Annotated in this window: 20 protein-coding genes; 11 read left to right on the top strand and 9 right to left on the bottom strand. The window is 60.6% G+C overall.

Features of this window, described 5'->3' with window-relative positions:
• Positions 1–21: 21 nt before the first annotated feature.
• From B4F27_RS16370 to B4F27_RS16360, 3 genes are all read left to right on the top strand, one after another.
• Positions 22–258 (top strand): type II toxin-antitoxin system Phd/YefM family antitoxin, encoded by a 237-nt coding sequence (locus B4F27_RS16370; RefSeq protein WP_005848692.1) that lies wholly within the window; start codon positions 22–24, stop codon positions 256–258.
• Positions 255–653, top strand: a complete 399-nt coding sequence (locus B4F27_RS16365; protein WP_286760172.1) for a type II toxin-antitoxin system death-on-curing family toxin — start codon at positions 255–257, stop codon at positions 651–653. The genes B4F27_RS16370 and B4F27_RS16365 overlap by 4 nt, the downstream gene beginning before the upstream one ends.
• Before the next feature lie 102 nt (positions 654–755).
• The gene (locus B4F27_RS16360; RefSeq protein WP_074637087.1) at positions 756–2,141 is read left to right on the top strand and encodes a cytochrome P450; all 1,386 of its coding nucleotides are present in this window, start codon (positions 756–758) and stop codon (positions 2,139–2,141) included.
• On the opposite strand, the gene B4F27_RS16355 is transcribed toward B4F27_RS16360, so the two are convergent.
• Entirely contained in the window at positions 2,123–3,514 is a 1,392-nt protein-coding gene (locus tag B4F27_RS16355; protein WP_286760171.1) for a sensor histidine kinase, read from the bottom strand. The two genes, B4F27_RS16360 and B4F27_RS16355, sit on opposite strands and share 19 nt — an antisense overlap.
• A gap of 175 nt (positions 3,515–3,689) precedes the next feature.
• Between B4F27_RS16355 and B4F27_RS16350 the strand changes: the two genes are divergently transcribed.
• On the top strand, positions 3,690–4,418 hold the full coding sequence (locus B4F27_RS16350) for an acyl-homoserine-lactone synthase (protein ID WP_074637091.1): 729 nt from the start codon (positions 3,690–3,692) through the stop codon (positions 4,416–4,418).
• Here B4F27_RS16350 and B4F27_RS16345 read toward each other — a convergent pair.
• Positions 4,385–5,002 (bottom strand): TetR/AcrR family transcriptional regulator, encoded by a 618-nt coding sequence (locus B4F27_RS16345; protein ID WP_074637093.1) that lies wholly within the window; start codon positions 5,000–5,002, stop codon positions 4,385–4,387. The genes B4F27_RS16350 and B4F27_RS16345 overlap by 34 nt on opposite strands.
• Positions 5,003–5,115: 113 nt before the next feature.
• Here B4F27_RS16345 and B4F27_RS16340 point away from each other — a divergent pair, with 113 nt between their 5' ends.
• Both B4F27_RS16340 and B4F27_RS16335 read left to right on the top strand, forming a co-directional pair.
• On the top strand, positions 5,116–6,192 hold the full coding sequence (locus tag B4F27_RS16340) for an efflux RND transporter periplasmic adaptor subunit (protein WP_286760170.1): 1,077 nt from the start codon (positions 5,116–5,118) through the stop codon (positions 6,190–6,192).
• Between the two features lie 3 nt (positions 6,193–6,195).
• Positions 6,196–9,255: an efflux RND transporter permease subunit gene (locus B4F27_RS16335; protein WP_286760169.1), complete on the top strand. Its 3,060-nt coding sequence runs from the start codon at positions 6,196–6,198 to the stop codon at positions 9,253–9,255.
• Positions 9,256–9,264: 9 nt separating this feature from the next.
• On the opposite strand, the gene B4F27_RS16330 is transcribed toward B4F27_RS16335, so the two are convergent.
• Positions 9,265–9,921 carry a TetR/AcrR family transcriptional regulator gene (locus B4F27_RS16330; protein WP_286760168.1) on the bottom strand — a complete coding sequence of 219 codons (657 nt, stop codon included), beginning with the start codon at positions 9,919–9,921 and terminating at the stop codon, positions 9,265–9,267.
• Positions 9,922–10,253: 332 nt separating this feature from the next.
• Here B4F27_RS16330 and B4F27_RS16325 point away from each other — a divergent pair, with 332 nt between their 5' ends.
• From B4F27_RS16325 to B4F27_RS16315, 3 genes are all read left to right on the top strand, one after another.
• A complete protein-coding gene (locus B4F27_RS16325; RefSeq protein ID WP_005848706.1) occupies positions 10,254–11,405 on the top strand; it encodes a C4-dicarboxylate TRAP transporter substrate-binding protein in 1,152 nt (383 codons plus the stop codon).
• An 82-nt stretch (positions 11,406–11,487) separates the two neighbouring features.
• Positions 11,488–12,036, top strand: coding sequence for a TRAP transporter small permease (locus B4F27_RS16320; RefSeq protein WP_009824216.1), 549 nt, complete (start codon positions 11,488–11,490; stop codon positions 12,034–12,036).
• Positions 12,033–13,343, top strand: coding sequence for a TRAP transporter large permease (locus tag B4F27_RS16315; RefSeq protein WP_005848709.1), 1,311 nt, complete (start codon positions 12,033–12,035; stop codon positions 13,341–13,343). Before B4F27_RS16320 ends, B4F27_RS16315 begins: the two co-directional genes overlap by 4 nt.
• A gap of 40 nt (positions 13,344–13,383) precedes the next feature.
• Here B4F27_RS16315 and B4F27_RS16310 read toward each other — a convergent pair whose 3' ends face one another.
• Genes B4F27_RS16310 through nthA form a run of 3 tightly spaced genes read right to left on the bottom strand, consistent with a single transcriptional unit; the run spans position 13,384 to position 14,992 of the window.
• On the bottom strand, positions 13,384–13,710 hold the full coding sequence (locus B4F27_RS16310) for a nitrile hydratase accessory protein (protein WP_114865443.1): 327 nt from the start codon (positions 13,708–13,710) through the stop codon (positions 13,384–13,386).
• Positions 13,707–14,369, bottom strand: coding sequence for a nitrile hydratase subunit beta (gene nthB, locus B4F27_RS16305; protein ID WP_278376435.1), 663 nt, complete (start codon positions 14,367–14,369; stop codon positions 13,707–13,709). Before nthB ends, B4F27_RS16310 begins: the two co-directional genes overlap by 4 nt.
• Positions 14,366–14,992 carry a nitrile hydratase subunit alpha gene (gene nthA, locus B4F27_RS16300; protein ID WP_064215707.1) on the bottom strand — a complete coding sequence of 209 codons (627 nt, stop codon included), beginning with the start codon at positions 14,990–14,992 and terminating at the stop codon, positions 14,366–14,368. Before nthA ends, nthB begins: the two co-directional genes overlap by 4 nt.
• A gap of 197 nt (positions 14,993–15,189) precedes the next feature.
• Between nthA and B4F27_RS16295 the strand changes: the two genes are divergently transcribed.
• Positions 15,190–16,458 carry a GAF domain-containing sensor histidine kinase gene (locus B4F27_RS16295; RefSeq protein WP_286760167.1) on the top strand — a complete coding sequence of 423 codons (1,269 nt, stop codon included), beginning with the start codon at positions 15,190–15,192 and terminating at the stop codon, positions 16,456–16,458.
• A 9-nt stretch (positions 16,459–16,467) separates the two neighbouring features.
• On the opposite strand, the gene B4F27_RS16290 is transcribed toward B4F27_RS16295, so the two are convergent.
• Both B4F27_RS16290 and B4F27_RS16285 read right to left on the bottom strand, forming a co-directional pair.
• Positions 16,468–17,343, bottom strand: a complete 876-nt coding sequence (locus B4F27_RS16290; protein WP_286760166.1) for a LysR substrate-binding domain-containing protein — start codon at positions 17,341–17,343, stop codon at positions 16,468–16,470.
• On the bottom strand, positions 17,343–18,371 hold the full coding sequence (locus B4F27_RS16285; RefSeq protein ID WP_286760165.1) for a YeiH family protein: 1,029 nt from the start codon (positions 18,369–18,371) through the stop codon (positions 17,343–17,345). The genes B4F27_RS16290 and B4F27_RS16285 overlap by 1 nt, the downstream gene beginning before the upstream one ends.
• Before the next feature lie 213 nt (positions 18,372–18,584).
• Between B4F27_RS16285 and B4F27_RS16280 the strand changes: the two genes are divergently transcribed.
• Positions 18,585–19,220, top strand: a complete 636-nt coding sequence (locus tag B4F27_RS16280; RefSeq protein ID WP_286760164.1) for a TetR/AcrR family transcriptional regulator — start codon at positions 18,585–18,587, stop codon at positions 19,218–19,220.
• A 10-nt stretch (positions 19,221–19,230) separates the two neighbouring features.
• On the opposite strand, the gene B4F27_RS16275 is transcribed toward B4F27_RS16280, so the two are convergent.
• A complete protein-coding gene (locus B4F27_RS16275; protein WP_286760163.1) occupies positions 19,231–20,886 on the bottom strand; it encodes an FAD-binding dehydrogenase in 1,656 nt (551 codons plus the stop codon).
• Positions 20,887–20,894: the final 8 nt, after the last annotated feature.

Below are 20,894 nucleotides of genomic sequence, written 5' to 3'. Positions count from 1 at the left end.
GTGACGCTACAGGAGAGCCCCATGACACGTGTCACCGCCACCGAATTCAAGAACAACATCGGCGCATTCAGCGATGCGGCGATGAGCGAGCCTGTCATCATCACCAGCCACCAACGTGACCGTCTGGTGCTGTTGTCAGCAGATGAATACCGTCGCCTGACCGCCCTGACCGAAGGGGTGACCGCGCAGGATAAAGACCGCGTGGCGCGCGGGCTTGAACGGCATCGCAGCACGATACTGGAACTTGCCAAACGATGACGGAGCCCCGCTGGGTTACCCGAGAACTCGTTGAATACATGCATGATTGCGTTCTGGAACTGGCGGGCGGCGCGCGCGGGTTGCGCGATGGTGACCTACTGGAATCCGCACTGGCCCGCCCGATGAACCTATATGCCTTTGGCGAAACGTCGGTTTTTGAACTGGCCGCCTGCTATGCCGAAGCCATCGCCCGCAACCACGCTTTTGTCGATGGTAACAAGCGCACGGCCTTCTTTGTCGCCAGCGATTTTCTGGACCAGAACGGATACGAGCTGCAGGCCGCTGTGGATCAGGAACACGCCGATATGATGGTGGAACTGGCCCAAGGCAAAATGACCCGCGCCGACGCTGCCGCACATTTACGCAGCCACAGCATCAGGACCTCTGCGACCTGACGTTTCGCGTTGGCGCGTAACTTTAGATAGAATTAATCATTGTTTCCCTGCTAGAAACACCGGTGTGATAAACGCCACCCGTGGGCCGGCAAGGAGACGACAATGAATACACAGAATATGCCTGCGCCCGATGGGGCGACACCGGCGCACCCGATCCCTGTCGAGGCGGATCTGGCCAAGGCCGATGTCGGGTTGATCGACTTTGCCAAAAAAGCGGGGAAGAACATCTTTTCGGTGATCCCCGATGCGACGCGCACGCAAAGCTATCTGAAAGGGCCGGCCAAGATCCATTATGTCTGTGACCCCGATATGGTGACCGAACTGCTGGCCGGTGTCGGGCGTCGCTTTCCCAAGGCGGAGTTTACACATAACGTCATCGGCCCCGTTGTCGGCAACGGCATGATCCTGTCGGAAGGCGAGAAATGGCGCGCGCAACGGCATCGCTATGCCCCGCTTTTTGCCGCGCGCAACCTGCCCGTGCTGACCCGACATTTTGCCCAGACCGGCGACGAGCTGGCGGATTTCTTTGCGCGCACGGCGGGCGAAGTCGATGTATCGGATGCGGCGCAAGAGGCGACGCTCACCAATATCTCGCGGGTGATGTTCTCGGGGAACGAGGCCGTGTCCAAGCAGGATGTCCGTCAGGGGATGCGACGGTTCACCGACTATATCAGCTATATGTCGCTGTTCGATCTGATGGGGCTGCCGAAGTGGGTGCCCCGTCTGAAATGGCTGCGCAGCAAGAAAGCGATCCGTGATCTGCGGCAGTTGACCCATGACGTGATCGCCAACCGCCGCGCGCAGCGCCATGCAGAGGCGGTCGATTTTCTTGACCTGCTGATCGAGGCGCTTGAGACGGATAAGGAAGATGTAGAAACGACGGTCGATAACCTGCTGACCTTTGTCGCGGCGGGCTATGAAACCTCGGCCAATACAATCGCTTGGGGGCTGTATCTGCTGGCGATGCACCCCGAGGTACAGACCGATCTGCGCGCCGAGGTGATGGAGGCCTGCGGTGACGGGCCCATCGGCTTTCACGATCTGCCCAAGATGCCCAAGCTGCACGCGCATGTGCGTGAAACCCTGCGGATGTACCCCGCAGGCGCCCTGTTCGCCCGTGATGCGACGGATGAGGTGACGATCAAGGATGTGACGTTCAAAAAGGGCGACGTGATCATGTTCCCGGTCTATGCGCTGCACCGGAACGAGCTGCTGTGGGACAACGCCGCACTTTATCAGCATGACCGGTTTCTGGACCGGAAATACCCGCGCGGACAGTATATTCCTTTTGGGGACGGGCCGCGCATCTGCATCGGGGCGCAATATGCCGAGACAGAGATTATGGTGCTGCTGGCCTCGGCGCTACGGCGGGCGTCTTTTGAACTGACGGACCACCCTGTCGCGCCGCCGAACCTGACCTTTACCATGCGGCCCGATGGCCCGCTGATGTTGCGGGCCGTGCCGGTAGATCAGGCGGCGGTCGAATAGCTTTCGGGCTTAACCGCCTTGGCCGCATCCGCTGCCTTGAGCACAACACAGAAGGTGGTGCCCACGCCGAGCTTGCTTTTATAGGCGATGCTGCCGCCGTGGGCATCCACGATACGTTTCGAGATCGACAAGCCAAGACCCGTGCCCTGGAACTTGCGCTGATCGCTTGAATCGATCTGGCCAAATTCCTCGAAGATGACGCTTTCGCTGCCTTCGGGAATCCCGATGCCCTGATCCGCGACCGAAATCACGAGGTTCTCGTCCTCGCGTTTGAGCCCCACACGGATGGTGCCCCCCGCTTCCGAGAATTTGGCGGCATTGGACAGCAGGTTCACGATCACCTGATCGAGCCGTTTCTTGTCGCCGCGCACGATGGGCTGGTCTGCGGCGACGTTGATCTCTACCGCGACGCCAAAGCGGCTGGCATAGGGCTGGAACGAATGGGCGGCCGTGTTCACGACCTCGGCCAGATCCACGTTACCCAGATCAAGCGAGAATTTCCCCACATCCGCTGATTGCAAAAGCAGCAAATCCCCGACCAGATCCCCCAGACGGTTCGAGTTGCGCGTCGCGATATCGAGCAGCCGCGACATTTTGTCCGGCACCTCGCCCGCTGATCCTGCGTTGATCAGGTCAAGCGCACCACGGATCGACGTGAGCGGCGTGCGCAATTCGTGGCTGACGGTGGACAGGAAACGGGTCTTGGCCTCGCTTGCGGCGAGGGCATTCTTGTTCTCGGTCTGAAGCGCGAGGCGGTTCTTCATCAGCGCGGAATACCCTTTGATGAAGGTCCGGGCGAGTTCGAACACGAAGCCCAGAACAAACAGCGCGGTGAAGAGGTCGAGCCAGATTTCAGAGTCCAGCGAGGGGCGCGCCACGACGACATCGCGGATCGGGATATAGAGGATCGCCCCGATGTAGATCGCCAGCCGAAATCCCAGCACATACAAAAACTGGTGGTTGTTCATCGCCGCGAAGATAGAGGCGGAAATCAACAGGAAAAGCGGCAGAAAGTGGCTGTTTCCCACGCCCTGCTGGATCGCGATCGAGATGCAGAACATCGCAATCGTCGTCGCACTGAGCGCCGTGGTCATGTAGATGTGGAACAGCGATTTGCGGATCTTCAGGGTCTTGGACCGGGTGTTGCGCAGGATGTAGCGCAGCACGACGATGTCATAGATTTCGCATAGGCCGATCGCGAAAAAGAAAAACAGCGCGACCCTCAGTTCATAGTAATAGCCTGCCAAAGCAATAGCTGCGGTATAGATGATCGCCCGCTGGCCAAACGCACGGCTGCCCACAAGCGCATAATCCCGCAGCCGGCTTAGAACCGGGCGGGCCTGAGGCAAATTAACATTGTCAATTGCTTCCATGTTGCGCTTCCTCCGTCAGCCTGGCGCGGAATCGAGCGCCAAACGAATCTGCTGATATTTCACTACGATACACCTCAACTATTGGTGGAAAATTTGTTGCGATCATGGCAGAACCGTGGCTGTATGCATTTTGTTAACTTTTTCGTTACTTGAGCGGAGCTTTGGGCAAAGAACAATGGGTATCCAGAACGCAAAATCGCACCAGCGTGCAGAGACGATCCAGCTGGAGCCTTCGGTTCAGGCCGCTCTTCAGACACGACCCGTTGAAAGTGATGTCCCTTCATACGCGACACGGCTGGAAGAGACAGTGGTGCATATCGGCAACCAGTATAGGTATGGCCAGCTCTATTCAGATTTTCTAAAAGCACGCAAATCAGTTTTTATCGATCAAAAGGAATGGGATCTGCCCCATACCGAAGGGATGGAGTTTGACCAGTACGACACCCCCCAAAGCCGGTCTGTCGTGATCCACGAATACGGCCGGGTGCTGGCGGGCGTGCGGTTACTGCCCACCACGGCGCAATGCGGCTGTTATACATATATGCTGAAAGACGCACAGCGCGGGATGTTGCCGGATATCCCTGAATATGTGCTTTACGAAGACGCGCCAGTGATGCCCCACGTCTGGGAAGCCACGCGGCTGTTTTTGTCAAAAAACGAGCCCGCGCACCGGCGGCTGGCGATCCAGACCAAGCTGATCCGGGGCATGGCGCGTGCCGCGACCGAACAAGGGGCGACCCATGTGATCGGGATCGTGCCTGCCGTGTTCCAGCGCTGGATGAACCGTCTGGGGATGAGCGCGCTGCCCTTGGGCCCCAAGCTGAACATCAGCGGCGACAATACGCAAGCCGCGATCATGCATGTGGCGAATTACGCCGACCCGACCCCGTCTGAAGCCCGATAAGCGACCAGAATGGTATCGACCGCACGGGTGACATGCTGGTCGATATCCTTGTACGGGCGCGTCGTCAGCCCCAGTTGCGCACGGACCATGCCAAAGCCCTTGAGCAATGAAATAAGGTCTTCGGCGACATCACGCGGGTCGAAATCGTCGCGCAGATCGCCGTTTTCCTGCCCTTGCACCAGCAGACTGCAAACGGCGGCGCAAACCGCCTCGAAGGCGGCGGTATAGAAGGTGCGCCCGATCTGCGGGTAGTCGCGGGCGACCTCGTGGATCAGACAGGTAAACTCGACCGAATCCTGCTCCCCTAGAAAGCTCAGAAATTTCCGCCCGAACGACATCAGCGCGGTGCGCAAATCGGGATGGTCCGAGATATCTCCCAGCACCTCGGCGCGAAAAACCTCTGCCTCGGCCTCGAGCACATTTTGCAGGATCTCCGACATATTGTCGAAATGGCGGTAGATCGTCGCCTTGGACACAGAAGCCTCGCGCGCCAAAAGGTCCGTCGTGACTTTTTCAAAGCCTTTGACGAAGAACAGGGCGCGCGCTGTCGACAGTATTCGCGATTTTGATGCGTTTTCATTCATATTGCAGAACTAGGACGTGTATGGGTGAAATAAAAGTGCTGAACGGTACCAAGGGGGGTTGAACTGTACGTCACTGCGCGTAAGTACCGCCCAGTACTCGAAAGGCCTTTGATATGAAGCAGCTGATTTCCGTCCTTTTATGCGCCACTCTTGCGACGCCTCTCGTTGCACAAGACGCAGAAGACCTGACCCCCTCGGGCACGCCCGCGCCGATCAGGTCGGTCAAATTGATAGAGGCGGGCGGTGCCGCGTCGCAGGTGCAGCGGGTCTTTTTCGGCAAGATCGCAGCGCTGGAAACAGTGGACCTGTCGTTCGAGGTCGGCGGCCGCATGGTGATGTTCGACGCGCAAGAAGGGCAGTTCCTGCAAGAAGGCGTGCAGATCGCAGCGCTGGATCCGGTGCCGTTTGAACGCGCGGTGCAGCGTGCCGAGGTACAGCTGACCCAAGCCGAACGGGATTTCGAACGCTCGCAAACGCTGGCCAAAAGCAATGCCGTGTCCACGGCACAGGCGCAAGACACGGAAACCGCCCGCGATCTGGCGCGGATCGCGTTGAGCGAGGCCCGCGAGGCGCTGGACCACGCGACGCTGATCGCCCCGTTTCGCGCCTTGGTCGCCTCGCGTCTGACGCCGAATTATGCCAATGTCTCTCCGGGTCAGGCCATTGTGCGACTGCATGACATGTCGGAAGTACGCGTCGAGATCGACGTTCCCGAACAGATGTTCCAGACGTATTCAAATGCGGCTGACGTCGAATTTACCGGCACGTCGCCGCTATTTGCCGGTGGTGTGCCGCTTGAATTGCGCGAGTTCAACGCCGAAACGCAAAGCATCGGGCAAAGTTACCGCGTGACGCTGGCGCTCCCCTCTGATCGGGTCACACCGAAACTGATCCCCGGCGCATCGATGAGCGTCACCGCGCGGATCGCGGCAGGTGACGACACTGCAACGACCCTGCCCCCTTCCGCCGTGGTTATGGCCGAGGATCAGGCGCGGGTCATGGTCTATACCCCTGACGAGACCGGCGAACAGGGTCAGGTCAGCTGGGTCAACGTCGACGTGTCCTCGAATACCGGCACAGATATCATCGCCACGGGGCTTGAGCCGGGCACCCTGGTTGTTGGCGCTGGCACACAGCTGCTGCGCGAGGGCGACACCGTGCGCCCCTTCAACGGGTTGAGCATCGAGTAAACTATGAAAATCGCACGTTTCTCCATTGAAAATCCGCTTTATACGTGGATTTTCATCCTCTTCGCCCTGTTTGGGGGTGTGTTTGGCTACCTGTCGGTCGGCAAGCTGGAAGACCCGAGCTTTACCTTGAAATCCGCCATCGTCGCCACCGCCTATCCCGGTGCCAGCGCGGCAGAGGTGGCGACCGAAATCTCTGAGGTGCTAGAGGCTGAAATCCAGCAGATGGACGAGGTCAAGACCGTCACCTCGCGCAATACCCACGGGCTGTCGGTCATCGAAGTCGAGATGCAGGATGAATACGACGGGACCGAGCTGCCACAGGTCTGGGACGATCTGCGGGATCGTGTGTCTGACGCGGCAAGCTCACTGCCCTCGGGGGCCTATCCGTCACAGGTGAACGACGACTTTGGCGATGTTTTCGGTATCCTATATGCCGTCTCCGCCCCCGGCTTTTCGGATTCCGAGATCTGGGAGATCGCGACTTTTATCCGGCGTGACCTGCTGACGGTCGACGGTGTTGCCAATGTCGATATCGACGGGCTGCCGGAAGAGGCGATTTTTGTCGAACCAGCGTCGCAAAAGATGTCACAGCTTGGCATTGATCCCAGCGTGATCATCGGCGCGATCAGTGAATCCACAGCGATCAACCCCACCGGCTTTGTCGAAACTGGCGATACCAACCTGCGGATCGACGGTCCCTCGGGCGATGATAGTGTCAATGACATCAGCGCCTTGACCTTCGGCTTTCAGGGCGAGGTGCTGAACCTACTGGACGTGGCAACCGTGTCGCGGGGCCGTGTGGACGCCCCCGACCACCTTTTGCGTCAAGACGGGCAAGAGGTCTTCACCCTTGGCGTTTCGGGACTGGAATCGGAAAATATCGTCGAGGTCGGCAAACGCGTCGAAGCGCAGCTTGAGACCTTGCAGACCTTCCTTCCCGTCGGGGTAGAGATCACGCCGATCTACGAACAACACCGCGTCGTGGACGAAGCCAACAACAGCTTCCTTTTGTCTCTTGCCATGTCCGTGGGCGTGGTGATCGGGGTGCTTGCGCTGTTCATGGGGGTCCGCGCCTCTGTTGTTGTCGGCGTATCGCTTTTGCTGACCGTGCTGGCCACGTTCTTCTTCATGTATCTGTTCGGCGTCAAAGTTGAACGGATCAGCCTTGGGGCCTTGATCATCGCGATGGGGATGCTGGTGGATAACGCCATCGTCATCGCCGAGGGTATGCAACAGGAAATGCGCAAGGGGCGGCCCTCGGTCGCCGCCGCGGATACAGCGGCGCAGAATACGCAGATCCCCCTGCTGGGGGCCACGGTCATTGGGATCATGGCTTTTGCCGGGATCGGTCTGTCGCCTGATGCCACGGGCGAATTCATGTTCTCGCTTTTTGCGGTGATCGCGATCTCGTTGTTGATGTCGTGGGTCGTGGCGGTGACTGTGACGCCTTTGCTGGGGCACTATATGCTGAAGATCGGCGGGCTGGCAGATGACGACAGCGGGTATAACGGCCCGATTTTCCGCAGCTATGGCAACCTTGTCAGGCTGGTGCTGCGGTTCCGCTGGCTGGTGTTTGCCGGCTTGATCGGCACCACGGTGGCCTGTGTGATGATCTTTGGTCAGGTCAAACAGCAGTTCTTCCCTGCGTCCAACACGCCGCTGTTCTACTTTGAATATAAGGCTGAGCAAGGCAGCTCTATCCAGTCGACCTCCCGCGATCTTGCGGTGGTCGAGGATTGGCTGCTCGCGCGCGACGACGTGGACACGGTGACGACGACCATCGGTGCCGGCCTGACGCGCTATGTTCTGACCTACACACCCGGAGACAGCGACCCTTCGATCGGGCAGCTGGTGGTGCGCGCCACCTCGGCTGACGCAATCCCCGCCCTGCGCGCCGAGCTTGACCAGTTCGCGATCAACGCGCTGCCTTGGGCAGAAGTGCAGACCAAGCGGATCATTTTCGGCCCCGGTGGCGGGTCGGATATCGAGGCGCGTTTTTCTGGGCCTGACCCCGAAGTGCTGCGCGATCTGGCCGATCAGGCAGAGGATATCCTGCGTGACGCAACCCCGCTGCTGCATACCGAACATGTCGATTGGCGCGAGAAAGTGCTTGTGACCCGCCCTGTCTATGCGGAGGATCGTGCGCAGGCCGTGGGCATCGGGCGCAGCGATGTGGCGGATGCGATTGCCCTGTCGACCAATGGGATCACCGCGGGCACCTACCGCGAACGGGACCGGCTGATCGACATCATCGTGCGGGTGCCGCGTGCGGAATCCGCGAGCAACGGGCAGCTGCCCGACCAGATCGTCTATTCTGCCGCGCTTGGGGACTACCTGCCGCTGAGCCAAGTGATCGACGGGTTCAAGGTCACCGCCGAAAACGCGGTGATCGAACGGCGCAACCGCGTGCAGACGATCACGGTACAGGCCAACGTCATCGAAGGCGTCACCCCGCCCACCGTCTTCCCGCAGATCCGCCCGCTGATCGAAGAGATCGAGCTGCCGGTCGGCTATACCCTTGAATGGGGCGGAGAGTTCGAGAACGCGGGCGACGCGCAGGCCTCGCTTGGCAAGCAGATGCCGCTGAGCTTCGGGACCATGTTGCTGATCACCATTCTGCTGTTTGGCAAACTGCGTCAGACGGCGGTGATCTGGACCATCGTGCCCATGGCGATCAACGGGGCGGCACTGGGGCTGTTGTTCTCGGGGTTGGCGTTCAGCTTTACCGCGCTGCTGGGGCTGCTGTCGCTGTCGGGGATGTTGATCAAGAACGCCATTGTTCTGGTCGAAGAGATCGACGTGCAGAAAGAAAACGGCCTGAACCAGCACGACGCCATTGTCACCGCCAGTGTCAGCCGTTTGCGCCCTGTGGTTCTGGCGGCGGTCACGACGATCCTCGGGATGGTGCCGCTGCTGGCCGATTCGTTCTTTGCCGCGATGGCGGTGACGATTATGGGCGGTTTGGGCTTTGCCTCTGTTCTGACGCTGATCGGTGTGCCGGCGCTATATCACACCTATCTCGCGAAAGAGCGCCGCGCGGATGCGGCGGCCAAACCGGCCTAGGAAAATGGATTATGCCGTGGTGCCATGCACCACGGCATGCGCCAAAGCACGGGCCAGCGCGTCGCGCTCCCCCTCGGATTGATCGGGACGGATACGGTACCAGTCAACCAGCCCGTTCAATGCACCCATCAACGCACGGCTGGCGATTTCGATGTTTGGCACGTCCAACTCCCCCTGCGCCACACCCGCGCGCAGCACCTCGCGGTAGAGATTTTCATAGTCGTTGCGCAGGGTAATCAGCTCGCGCAGCACGGCGCGCTCGGCTTCGGTGGTGGAGCCGCGCAAATAGACCTCTACGCCCAAGCGGATACTGCGCTGATAGGGCAGCGTATCCATCATCACCCGCGCATGGGCATGGGCCATCAATTCAAGCTTGCTTATGCTGGAAGTATCCAATGATATCAGCGGGGTAACCGCGTCAAAACAATATTGCATCGCCTGTCGGTACACCGCGAAATAGATCGCGTTCTTGGACCGGAAATGGTGGTACACCCGCCCCTTGGTCGCGCCCAGAACATCGGCGATATCGTCCATCGTCGCCTTGTCGAGCCCCTTGAGCATAAAGCACTGCGCCGCCGCCTCGATGATCTCGCGGCGGCTGTCATGCTTGGGCGCGGCCCCCTCGGTGGCGTCCGTCAGCGTGTCGTCATCGATGTGTTCGTCCATTCGGTTCAGCCTTTGACAGCGGGTGCGCAGTAAAGAACGGGGGTTTTGCCCGTGTAGCGTGAATACTGAGCCGAAAAAAACGGTTGTGACAAGCCGTTGCGTCAGCGGACCCCCCGTAATTATCCGTTAGCGCACTTACATCACCGACAGCTATTGACACCTGCGCGCCCTGTTACGAGAGTAACATACTACTCGGAATGTTGGACCGTCAAAACACAGGCTCAACACATCAGACCGTGGGAATGGACGGTGTGCCGAGTACCGAAAATCAAGGGGCAACCACGCGTTTTGCGCGGTTGCGTGACCCGAAATATATGTTTGGGAGGACATACATGACTTATAAATCATCCGTCGCAGTCACCGCATTGGTCGCTGCTGTTGCCATCGCCGGTCAGGCCAGCGCGAAAGAGCGTCTGAACTTTGCCTACGGCTATCCGAATAACTCTGCCATCGGTCTGGCGGTTGACGCCTACGCCGAAGCCGTGGCCGAACGCTCTGACGGTGAAGTCGACGTAACCGGTTTCGCGATGTCCTTGCTGAGCCTGCCTGAAACCTCGCCCGGTGTGCGCGACGGTCTGGCGGATGTCGGCTTTGTGCTGCCGCCCTACTACCCGGCGGAATATTCCACCAACCTCTTCCTGCACGAGATGAACCTGCTGGTGAACCTTGTTGAAAAACCCACAGGTAAAGAGCCGCTGGCCTTCACCGGCGCGATGGTCGAATACACCTTCACCAAATGCCCCGAGTGTCTGGAAGAATATAGCGCACAAAATCAGGTCTATACCGGCGGCGGCGTGACCCCGCTGTACAACCTGCTGTGCAAGGACGTCAAAGTCACCTCCGTCGAAGATCTGAACGGTCTGCGTCTGCGTGCCGGTGGTGCGGGTTTCGTGCGCTTCGCCGAAGCTTTCGGCGCCCAAGGCGTGCGTCTGCCCGTTTCCGAAGCCTATGAAGCGCTGGATCAAGGCATCATCGACTGCGCCATGTTGTCCGCGCCCGAGCTGACAAACTACAACCTGCACGAGGTCGTCACCGACATCACGCTGGCCGTACCGGGCGGTGTCTTTGCGGGCGTTTCCTCGGCAAACGTGAATGCGGACCGCTGGAAGGGCATGGACGACGCATCGCGCGAAGCCCTGCTGTGGGGTGGCAGCCAGATGACGGCGCATACCACATGGAACTTCTACACTGATGATGCCGCGGCGATCGAACATGCGCGTGGGGCCGGGATCAACATCCACGAACCCGACGCAGAGCTGCTGGCAGCGGTCAAGGAATTCAGCCGTCAGGACCTCAAGACCGTTTCCGCCCTGTTCAAAGACACTTATGACGTAGCGCGGGCCGATGAGATCGCCGCCGATTTCGAGCCCCTGTTGGCCAAGTGGAACGATCTGGTGGTCGACGTGGACAGCGCTGACGCGTTGAACCAAGTGATCTGGGATCAGGTGATTTCCAAAGTGGACCCAGCGACTTACGCCCAGTAAGCCGCCTATCCGCTGATCACAACGGGGTGCCGCGCCGATGCGCGTGGCCCCCCGACGGCCCCTTTTGCAAACGGATACTCCGATGAAACTTATCGCGTCAGTGATCTCTGCGGTGATCACGTTGACCGCTTCGCTGGCTGGTATCATTGTTCTGATGCTGGTTGCCCATGTCACCATCGACGTGGTCATGCGCTTTGCGTTCGATACGCCGCTGAACTCTACTATTCTTTACGTCTCGGCCTTTTATATGGTCGCGATTGCCTTTCTGCCTCTCGCCGCTGTTGAGCAAAACGACAGCCACATCGCGGTTGAACTGCTGGTCGAAAGGTTTCCCACCAAAGTACAAAGCTTTCTCGCGGGGCTGGCCTTGTTGCTGACCTGCATCGTGACCGCCACCGTCGCGATCCGCACCGGAGACGAGGCTTTGGCGAAATTTATCGGCGGCTCCTATTCGATCGAGGCAGGCGGCAAGGTGACCACATGGCCCACCTATCTGGCGCTGCCCTTGGGCTTTGGCCTGATGTCGATCGTCGCCGCGTGGAAATTCATCTGTCACCTTACCGGCCGCCCCCACGGGTTGAACGCCTTGCAGGTTGAAGACCCCTATCTAGCCGGCGGAGACGCACAATGACCGAGTTACAAATCGCAGGCATCTTTATCGCGATCCTGCTGGCGATGATCCTGATGCGTATCCCGATTGGCATCTCGCTGATCGCCGTGTCCTTTGGCGGGCTTTGGTCCATGTTCAACTGGAACATCGCCTGGGGGAGCCTCGGGATCGTGCCCTATAGCTTTGCCAATTCATGGGTGCTGAGCTCTATCCCCGCCTTCCTGTTCATGGGGTTCATCTGTTATCACACAAGGCTGACGCAGGGGCTGTTCAACGCCGCGCAGATCTGGCTGTCGAGCCTGCCGGGCGGACTTGCGATTGCGTCAGTCTTTGGCTGCGCGGGTTTTGCCGCTGTGACCGGATCCTCGGTCGCCTGCTCTGCGGCGATGGGTAAAATCGCGGTGCCTGAAATGGTGCGTCACCGGTACAGCCCCGAACTGGCGACGGGCACCGTTGCCGCGGCGGGGACCATTGGGGCCCTGATCCCGCCATCGATCCTGATGATCCTTTACGGCATCATCTCGCGCCAGTCGGTCAGTGCCCTGTTCCTGGGGGGGCTGGTGGTCGGGGTGATCACGCTGGTCGCCTATATCGTGCTGATCCTCGTGCGGGTGAAGATGAACCCTGATCTTGCACCTCCGGTCCAGATCAGCGCGACGCGCGCGGAGAAGATCAAGGCATTGGGTCAGACATGGCCGGTGCTGCTGATCGTAATCGGTGTGTTCGCGGGTCTGTTTGGCGGGGCGTTCACCCCGACCGAAGCGGGTGCCATCGGGGCCATGCTGTCGACCATTGTCGCCCTGCTGTACCGCACGCTGACGTTCAAGGCGCTGCGCATGGCGATCACCGAAACACTGACCACCACCGCCGCTTTGCTGATCATCGCCGTGGGTGCCAGCCTGCTGACACGCTTTCTGGCGCTGTCGGGGATCGGGGACGCGCTGTCCGATGCGATCCTGGGCTTTGGTGCCGCGCCGCTGTTGATCATGATCGGCATCGTTTGCGTCTATCTTGCGCTTGGCATGATGCTGGAGCCCGTCGGTGCGATGCTGCTGACCTTGCCTATCGTTCTGCCCATCGTCGAAGAGACGGGCTATAGCCTGCTGTGGTTCGGTGTGGTGCTGGTCAAACTGCTCGAGATCGGGATGATTACGCCGCCCATGGGGATGAATGTCTTCGTGATCAAAGGTGTGGTCGGCAATACCGCGTCGCTGTCCACGATCTTCAAGGGCGTGTTCTGGTTCGTCATCGTTGATCTGCTGATCGTCGCGGCGTTGATCGCCGTGCCCGATATCGTGATGTTCCTGCCCGATTGGGTCGGCCGCTAAGACATCGCCTCCGGCGCGGGGTTTCCTGCGCCGGAGCCCTTCACAGCGTGATAGCTTGCCCGTGAGGCGTCCGCGCCGCAGCTTCGTGCCATGCGTCTTTACATGCCGCCAGCTCGCCCGCCGTTGTCAACTGCTTCTGCGCCACGATCTTTTCCAGCGCGGTCAGCCAGTGCTGGTAGTAGTCACGCTCTGTCCCTGAATGCACCTCTGCGGTCAACGCTTGTGCCCATTCGGCCCATGTGAAGGCCCCCGATTGATGCAGGGACACCGCCATCGCAAACGCCTGCGCCTGCCACGGCGCGTCAAACACCGGTTCATCATCCGACAGCGTAATATCGGGCAAAAGCGAAAGATCGGGCAGGGTCATGATACGGTCCTCAGATAGGGTTCCCACAGATCAAGGGTCACGCTGTCATCCGCGCGCGCCTGATCGCCCCAAAGCGTGCGCGCCGAAAAGGCCACCTGATACAGCCATTGCGGATCCTCGCCCTGCCCTTGCGCATTGCTATCGGGAAAGACGTGAAACCCGTGCACCTTGGTGATTGTCCCGATCTTGTCGCGGGCATAGCGTGCCATGCGGGTGTGGGTTGTGGGATGGTTGTTGATCGTTCTGATCTGATCCCCGACGGCAAAGGCCGGGGTCCCAGTCGCGGGCCGATCCGCCGGACCACCCGCCGCCAACATGGCGTCGACATCTTCGGCAGCAAGCTTGCGTTTGATCGGCGCGGCGGGGGTCAGCGGCACCGATTGCGCGATCTCTGCCTCGGTGAGCATCCCCTTTTCCACCATCAACCGCTTGGCCGCTTTCAGCCAGATCGCGTAATAGGGCGTGCGGGTATAATCGCCCGGATGCATATCCTCGCGCGCGGATCGCGCAGCATCGATATTCCACTGCCCGCAGGCCCCAAGCGCCACAACGATCCCAAGCGCGCGGGCCTCCCAGGGGGCGTGAAACAGCGGTTCGTCCTCTTCTTGCACCACGGGGCCAAAGCCCATCATCCCGCCAAGGTCCGCCCCGCCGTTCATGATGCCACCTGCGGCGCGCGCGCCAGCCCTGTCCCGATCATCGCATTGCGGGTCACCAGATCGGCCAACTGTTCCATCGCATAGCCTTCGGTTCCCGCCGGGCGCTGCGGGATCACGAGATAGCGGATCTCGGCGGTTGAATCATGCACCTCGACCCGCGTTGCCGGATCAAGGGTCACGCCGAACTCCGCCAGTACCCCACGCGGATCAATCACCGCCCGCGACCGGAAGGGAGGCGATTTATACCACGTCGGCGGCAGCCCTAGCACCGACCACGGGTAGCAAGAGCACAGCGTGCAGACGACCAGATGATGCACCTCGTCCGAGTTGAACACCGCTTCGATATGCTCGCCCTGACGGGAATGATACCCGAGCGAATGGATCGCTGCAGAGGAATCGCGCCGCAGCCATGCCTCGAACTCCGGCTCTACCCATGATTTCGCCACCACATGCGCACCGTTGCGCGGGCCGATCTTGGTCTCGTAAGTCTGGATGATCCGGTCCACCGCCGCGCTGTCGATATAGCCCTTGGCGCTCAGCAGGCTTTCCAGCGCCCTCACCCGCGCCTCGGTTTCTGTCAGATGTGAATGATCGCCGTTGTGATCATGCCCGTGGGATGTCATCGTTCCGCCCCCTTCGCCCTGCGTATTGATGCAACGATAGGAGGGAACGCCGCGATTGGAAACCACCATATGTGTGGGCGACCCGCCGCGCCTTCCGTGACGTCAACATACCTTACTTATCCCCCCGTCCTGACACGAAGCGACCGCAGGAATGCCCAATTTGTTAACCAAGTTGCCCCAAAGCCAAGGAGCCCCGCATGAGAACCTATCCGATTCCCTTTAACGAAGAAGCCCGCCTGCGCGCCGTTTTTGATATTCCGGGACTGACCGCACAAAACGAAGCGTTGTTTGACACGATATGCGAGGCGGCGCGCACCCTGCTCGACTGCCCGATTGCGCATATCAGCGTGGTCGAAGAGGACAGCCAGTGGTATAAATCCGTTGTTGGCATGCATCTGGACCCGATGCCCAAGGACACCGGTTTTTGTGCGCACACCATTATGTCCGACGCGCCGATGATCGTGCCCGATCTCAGCAAGGACGCCCGCTTTGAACGGCACCCGATGGTCGCCAAGGGCGGGCCGGAGGCGCGCTATTACGCCGGTGTGCCGCTTATCCTGTCCTCCGGTCACCGCTTTGGAAGCCTGTGCGCGCTGGACCTGAAGCCCCATGAATACCCTTCGGAAAAGCAGATTGCCCTGCTCACCGATCTGGGTCGTATCGTCGTTGCCGCACTAGAGCGGAGCCAACCCGAAGCCCCCGAAGTGCAGCAGGATAAAACCGCGCAATCAGCCTTCCTGACCTTGGTCGGGCACGAGTTGCGCACGCCGCTGACCGTGCTTTTCGGCAGTCTCAAGCTGTTGGAGGCGACAGCAAGCACCGGTACTAACCCCACGCTGATCCATTCGGCCCGTCGGTCGGTGGATCACCTGACGAAACTGATTGAAACGATCCTGTCCTATAGTAACGCCAGCACCGGCGAGCTGCGGTTGAACGAACAAAACTGCGACCTTGCCGCGATCCTGAGCGCGGTTGCAGGGTTGCAGTTCCCCACCACGGATGTGGCGGCCAAAACGGTCACGCTTCGTGATACTGTGATGCTGGATACGCTGCATGTGGACGCCGAACAGATCGAGCTTGCCGTCACAGCCTTGGTGTTGAATGCCGTGATGCACGGCGGGACCGACATCACGCTAGAGACGTTTCAGGACATGGACGGGAATATCGAGATTTCGGTGCGGGACAACGGCAGCTTCGACGAACATGTCGAACTGGCCGAACTTTACAAACCCTTTGTCGTGGGCGGGTCGCTGGACCACCGCGCGACCAAGGGCGGGCTGGGTCTGGGGCTGCCCCTGACCCGCAAGCTGGTCGAGATGCACGGCGGCGATTTCGAGGTCCACGCAGAAGCGGATCACAGCCGCGCCGTCATCCGCCTGCCCGCGTGGCGGTGCAAGACCGCGATGATTCAGGCCGCCAAGATGGCACCCGCCACTGTCCCTGATGCGCGACAGAAGCTTATCTAGGAGGCGCGCTTATGCGCTTGTCTCGGCGTGGTGTATGAACCGGGCCTCAAGCGCGCTTGGCTGGCGTTCGGCATGGGTCAGGATGTGAAACTGTCGTTGCGGGGTGTCGATGGGCACGTCAACCATCCGCCCCGCCTCGATCGACCGGCGGACCACCAGATCGGACAGCAGCGCAGCACCGATGCCCGCTTCGACCGCGCTGCACACCGCCTCGTTTGACGGAAGCTCCAGCGTGCTTTCCAGTTCCTCCAGCCCCAAACCCTGCCGCCCGAGCCACTGACGAAAACTGTCGCGCGTGCCTGACCCTGCTTCACGCAGGATCCAAGGGGTCTGCCGCAAGCGTTCGGGCGAAAGATCGCCCCCCTCGGCACCGCTTGGAAACACCAACCGCAGCGTATCCCCCGCCACCGCCTTAGCGCGGAGTGTGGTGAGCTGGCAGTCCCCCTCGATAATGCCGATGTCAGCTTGCAATGCTTCGACCGCGCGGGCGGCGTCGTCGCTGTTGCCGATCCGCACCGTCAGCGCGATCTCGGGGTGCGCCCCACGGAACCGCGCGATCACCGCAGGCAGCCAGTAGTTCGCGACCGTCTGGCTTGCCGCAAGCCGCAACCTGCCGCGTTTCACCCCCGCCAGATCATCCAGCCGCTGGCTGGCGATGGCGGCGCGGGCCAGAACGGCGCGGGCTTCGCCCAGAAAATCGCGCCCCGCATCGGTCAGCACAATCCGCCGCCCGATACGATCAAAAAGGCGCAGGTTATGACGCTCTTCCAGCGCGGCGATGGCAGCGCTGGTCGCACTTTGGGTCTGGTTCAATGCTTCGGCGGCGCGGGTCATGTGTTCACGCTCTGCCACGGCAACGAAAATGCGCAACTGGTCCAGTGTCATCAGGCGGCCCCCGTCAGGATGATCAGCGCAAGGCTGACCCCCATGATAAAGACCCAAGCCGCCGCCCCCAGCAAGGCCGGACGCCCCCCCGCCGCGGCAAGTTTGCGCAGATCAGTCTCAAGCCCCATCGCCGCAAGCGCCATCGCCAGCAGGAATTGCGTCACAGCGGTCGCGGGGGCCAGCACCGCCTGCGGTGCCCAACCGGTCGAGGCCACGCCGACCATCGCGATGAACCCGAAAACAAACCACGGGATCGGGGCCTTGCCGCCACCGCTTTGCCCCTGACGCCGCCGCGCGGCAAAGGCCCCCAGACACAGGATCATCGGGGCAAGCATCATCACCCGCGTGAGCTTGGCAATCGTGCCGAACTGTCCGGCCTCCTCGCCGCGCTGGAAGGCGGCGGCGACGACCTGGGCGACCTCGTGGATCGACGCACCTGTCCAAAGGCCAAAGCCGCGCGGGCCAAGGGTCAACCAGTTTTCCGCCAAGGGCAGCAGGATCATGGAGAGCGAGCCAAAAATCGTCACGCAGGCCACCGCATAGGCGACGTCTTCGTCGCGGCCACGGGTGACGGTATTGGTTGCGATCACGGCAGAGGCCCCGCAGATCGACGTGCCCGCCGCGATCAACTGCGTCAGCTTGGCATCCACCCCCAGCACGCGGCCCAGCCATGTGGTGAACCCGAAGGTCAGCACCAGCGACAGCGCGATCACCGCGACCCCCACCCAGCCGACAGCCGCAACCTGCCCCAGCGTCAGCTGCAACCCCATCAGGATAATCCCCGCCCGCAACACCGGCCGCATACTGATCGCAAGCCCTGCCTTCGCCACCTCGGGCGTGCCAAGGGTGTTGCGCAGCGCCATGCCCAGAAGGATCGCGAGGATCAACGGGCTCAGCATCCCCACCCCCGGCAGATACCGCAGCGCAAAGGCCAGCGCGGCGATCATGGCGGCGAGCGCCAGACCCGGCCAGATCAATGGCGTGGTTTTATCAGCGTGGATGTGGTCAGAGAGGGTCGTATCAGTCATAGCGTGCCTAAGTATCGTCGTTACCTGTGCACTATCGGCTATTCCGATACATCAATCCAACGGATTATAATTGTCCAAATGATCGGAATGGGTGATTGATTGGTTAGGCCGCGGCAGTCGCCTGATGCAGCGTCTCTCTTTACGCTTGGGGTTCTACGCCCCTATCGTTATGGGACTGCCGAAACCCGCATCGCTGCGCAGAAAGGGAAACCCATGGTCCCGATCATCTTTGGCCCCCTGCGGACCCGTGAAACGCCGCGCCAGTCGCGTGCGGTGACCCGCGTGCATGTCATCCTGAACGCCACAGCGGCGCTGCTGGCCGAGAACCGGTTGCAAGACCTGACCACCACCGCCATCGCGACCCGTGCCGAGGTGCCTGTCAGCTCTATCTATCGGTATTTTCCCACGCTTGATGACGTGCTGCTTGAACTCTATTCGCAGACCGCCAATGAATTACGCGCCAAGCTTTTCGCAAGCCTTGATGATGTTCACGCCCATACAACATGGCGGGACCGGTTGCGTGCCGTGCTGGATGTGCAGCGCAGCTATCTGGCGCGGCATCCCTACTACCGCCCGCTGCTGCTGCATTTCGCGACGAAACGCGGGCCGCTCGCGATCGAGGATGACGACCACGATGATCTGGTCCGCTTTCTATGCAACAGATGGGAAAGCGGTGCCGACGGGTTTCAGGGCGGCGATCCCGTGGTGGTGGCCAAAACCACGATCCAGATTTCCCTTGCGATGGAAGATCTGGTCGCGGCGCAGGCGGATCGGCGCAGCTCTCGCCCCTATTCGCAAGAGCTGACCAAAGTGCTTGAGCATTATCTGTCGCAATACCTGTCGGATTAGCGCCTGCGGGTCAGGCGATGGTATCCGCCCGCCCCGCCTGCCGCCCCGAAAAGATGCAGCCGCCCAGAAACGTCCCCTCAAGCGCGTTATACCCGTGATACCCACCGCCGCCAAAACCGGCGACCTCGCCTGCCGCGAACAGCCCCGGGATCGGCGTGCCAGAGGCATCCAGCATCTGGCTGTCAAGATTGGTCTGCAACCCGCCCAGAGTTTTGCGCGTGATGATGTTCAGCTTGACCCCGATCAACGGGCCGTTTTCAGGGTCGAGGATCTTGTGCAGTTTCGCCGTGCGTTGCAGCTTGTCGCCGCGATAATTCCGCGCCGCATGGATCGCCGTGATCTGCGCGTCTTTGGTGAAGTTGTTATCGACCTGCCTGTCGCGGGCCCTGATCTCGGCCTCGATCTTGTCAAGCGACAACAGGTCATTCCCCTCCATCCCGTTCATCTTGGTGATGAGCTCGGGCAATGTTTGGGCGACGACGAAATTCTCGCCATGCTCCTTGAAAGCCTCGACGGCGGGGGTCGCGGCCTTGTTCAGGATACGTTGCTGCAAGACTTTGACCCAGCTTTTGTCGGCGAAATCGGGGTTCTGCTCTGACCCCGACAGGGCAAATTCCTTTTTCACGATCTTCTGCGTCGTGATGAACCACGAATAATCAAAGCCCGTATCAAGGATCATCTTCAAAGACCCCAGACTGTCGAACCCCGGCAGCGACGGCGCGGGAAAGCGGTTGCCCTTTGCATCGAACCACATCGACGACGGGCCGGGCAGGATACGGATACCGTGGTTGGGCCAGATCGGGTCCCAGTTCTTCACCCCCTCGGTATAGTGCCACATGCGGTCATTGTTGATCAGCTGGCCGCCCGCCGCCTCGCTGATGGCGATCATGCGGCCATCGACGTGGGCGGGCACGCCGGCGATCATCTCTTTCGGGGCGGGCCCAAGACGTGCCGTCGGCCATGACTTGCGCACCAGCTCGAAATCTCCGCCGATCCCGCCAGAGGTAACAACGACAGAGGGCGCGCGCAGTTCGAAATCGCCCACGATATCACGGTTGGTCTTTTGCCCGCGCGATGCCCCGTCCGCCGCCAGCACCTCGCCCGAAACACCGACCGCGGCACCGTTTTCCATGATGATATGCGAACAGCGATGGCGGAATTTCAGCGTGATGCGACCGGCCTGCTGATGTTCCCGCACGCGGCGTTCGAATGGTTCCATTGTTCCGGGCCCAACACCCCAGGTCAGGTGGAAGCGCGGCACGGAATTGCCGTGACCCGACCCAAAGCTGCCGCCGCGTTCGGCCCATCCCACGACGGGAAACCACCGCATCCCCATATCGTACAACCAGCTGCGCATCGGGCCTGCGGCGAAATCGACATAGGCCTCGGCCCATTTGCGCGGCCACGCGTCTTCGGGCCGGTCGAATTGCGCCGATCCCATCCAGTCTTGCAGCGCAAGTTCGCGGCTGTCCTTGATGCCCATCCGGCGCTGTTCGGGGCTGTCGATCAGCATCAGCCCGCCAAGGGACCAGAAGGCCTGCCCGCCCAGAAAGGCTTCGGGTTCCTGATCGATGAGGGTGACCTGTTTCCCACGATCAGCCAGTTCGGCTGCGGCGACCAGTCCGGCCAGACCGCCGCCCACGATAATAACGTCAGAGGTGTTCATGCAAAGCT

Origin of the sequence: Sulfitobacter sp. UBA1132 (assembly GCF_002311545.1) — a bacterium.
In the GTDB taxonomy this organism is placed as follows: domain Bacteria; phylum Pseudomonadota; class Alphaproteobacteria; order Rhodobacterales; family Rhodobacteraceae; genus Sulfitobacter; species Sulfitobacter pontiacus.
Note: the sequence above shows the minus strand (reverse complement) of the source record. Positions and strands in the feature narration are given on the sequence as shown.

Coding starts and splice junctions, on each gene's coding strand:
- B4F27_RS16370 (WP_005848692.1), top strand. CDS start 22: ATGACACGTGTCACCGCCACCGAATTCAAGAACAACATCGGCGCATTC.
- B4F27_RS16365 (WP_286760172.1), top strand. CDS start 255: ATGACGGAGCCCCGCTGGGTTACCCGAGAACTCGTTGAATACATGCAT.
- B4F27_RS16360 (WP_074637087.1), top strand. CDS start 756: ATGAATACACAGAATATGCCTGCGCCCGATGGGGCGACACCGGCGCAC.
- B4F27_RS16355 (WP_286760171.1), bottom strand. CDS start 3,514: ATGGAAGCAATTGACAATGTTAATTTGCCTCAGGCCCGCCCGGTTCTA.
- B4F27_RS16350 (WP_074637091.1), top strand. CDS start 3,690: ATGGGTATCCAGAACGCAAAATCGCACCAGCGTGCAGAGACGATCCAG.
- B4F27_RS16345 (WP_074637093.1), bottom strand. CDS start 5,002: ATGAATGAAAACGCATCAAAATCGCGAATACTGTCGACAGCGCGCGCC.
- B4F27_RS16340 (WP_286760170.1), top strand. CDS start 5,116: ATGAAGCAGCTGATTTCCGTCCTTTTATGCGCCACTCTTGCGACGCCT.
- B4F27_RS16335 (WP_286760169.1), top strand. CDS start 6,196: ATGAAAATCGCACGTTTCTCCATTGAAAATCCGCTTTATACGTGGATT.
- B4F27_RS16330 (WP_286760168.1), bottom strand. CDS start 9,921: ATGGACGAACACATCGATGACGACACGCTGACGGACGCCACCGAGGGG.
- B4F27_RS16325 (WP_005848706.1), top strand. CDS start 10,254: ATGACTTATAAATCATCCGTCGCAGTCACCGCATTGGTCGCTGCTGTT.
- B4F27_RS16320 (WP_009824216.1), top strand. CDS start 11,488: ATGAAACTTATCGCGTCAGTGATCTCTGCGGTGATCACGTTGACCGCT.
- B4F27_RS16315 (WP_005848709.1), top strand. CDS start 12,033: ATGACCGAGTTACAAATCGCAGGCATCTTTATCGCGATCCTGCTGGCG.
- B4F27_RS16310 (WP_114865443.1), bottom strand. CDS start 13,710: ATGACCCTGCCCGATCTTTCGCTTTTGCCCGATATTACGCTGTCGGAT.
- nthB (WP_278376435.1), bottom strand. CDS start 14,369: ATGAACGGCGGGGCGGACCTTGGCGGGATGATGGGCTTTGGCCCCGTG.
- nthA (WP_064215707.1), bottom strand. CDS start 14,992: ATGACATCCCACGGGCATGATCACAACGGCGATCATTCACATCTGACA.
- B4F27_RS16295 (WP_286760167.1), top strand. CDS start 15,190: ATGAGAACCTATCCGATTCCCTTTAACGAAGAAGCCCGCCTGCGCGCC.
- B4F27_RS16290 (WP_286760166.1), bottom strand. CDS start 17,343: ATGACACTGGACCAGTTGCGCATTTTCGTTGCCGTGGCAGAGCGTGAA.
- B4F27_RS16285 (WP_286760165.1), bottom strand. CDS start 18,371: ATGACTGATACGACCCTCTCTGACCACATCCACGCTGATAAAACCACG.
- B4F27_RS16280 (WP_286760164.1), top strand. CDS start 18,585: ATGGTCCCGATCATCTTTGGCCCCCTGCGGACCCGTGAAACGCCGCGC.
- B4F27_RS16275 (WP_286760163.1), bottom strand. CDS start 20,886: ATGAACACCTCTGACGTTATTATCGTGGGCGGCGGTCTGGCCGGACTG.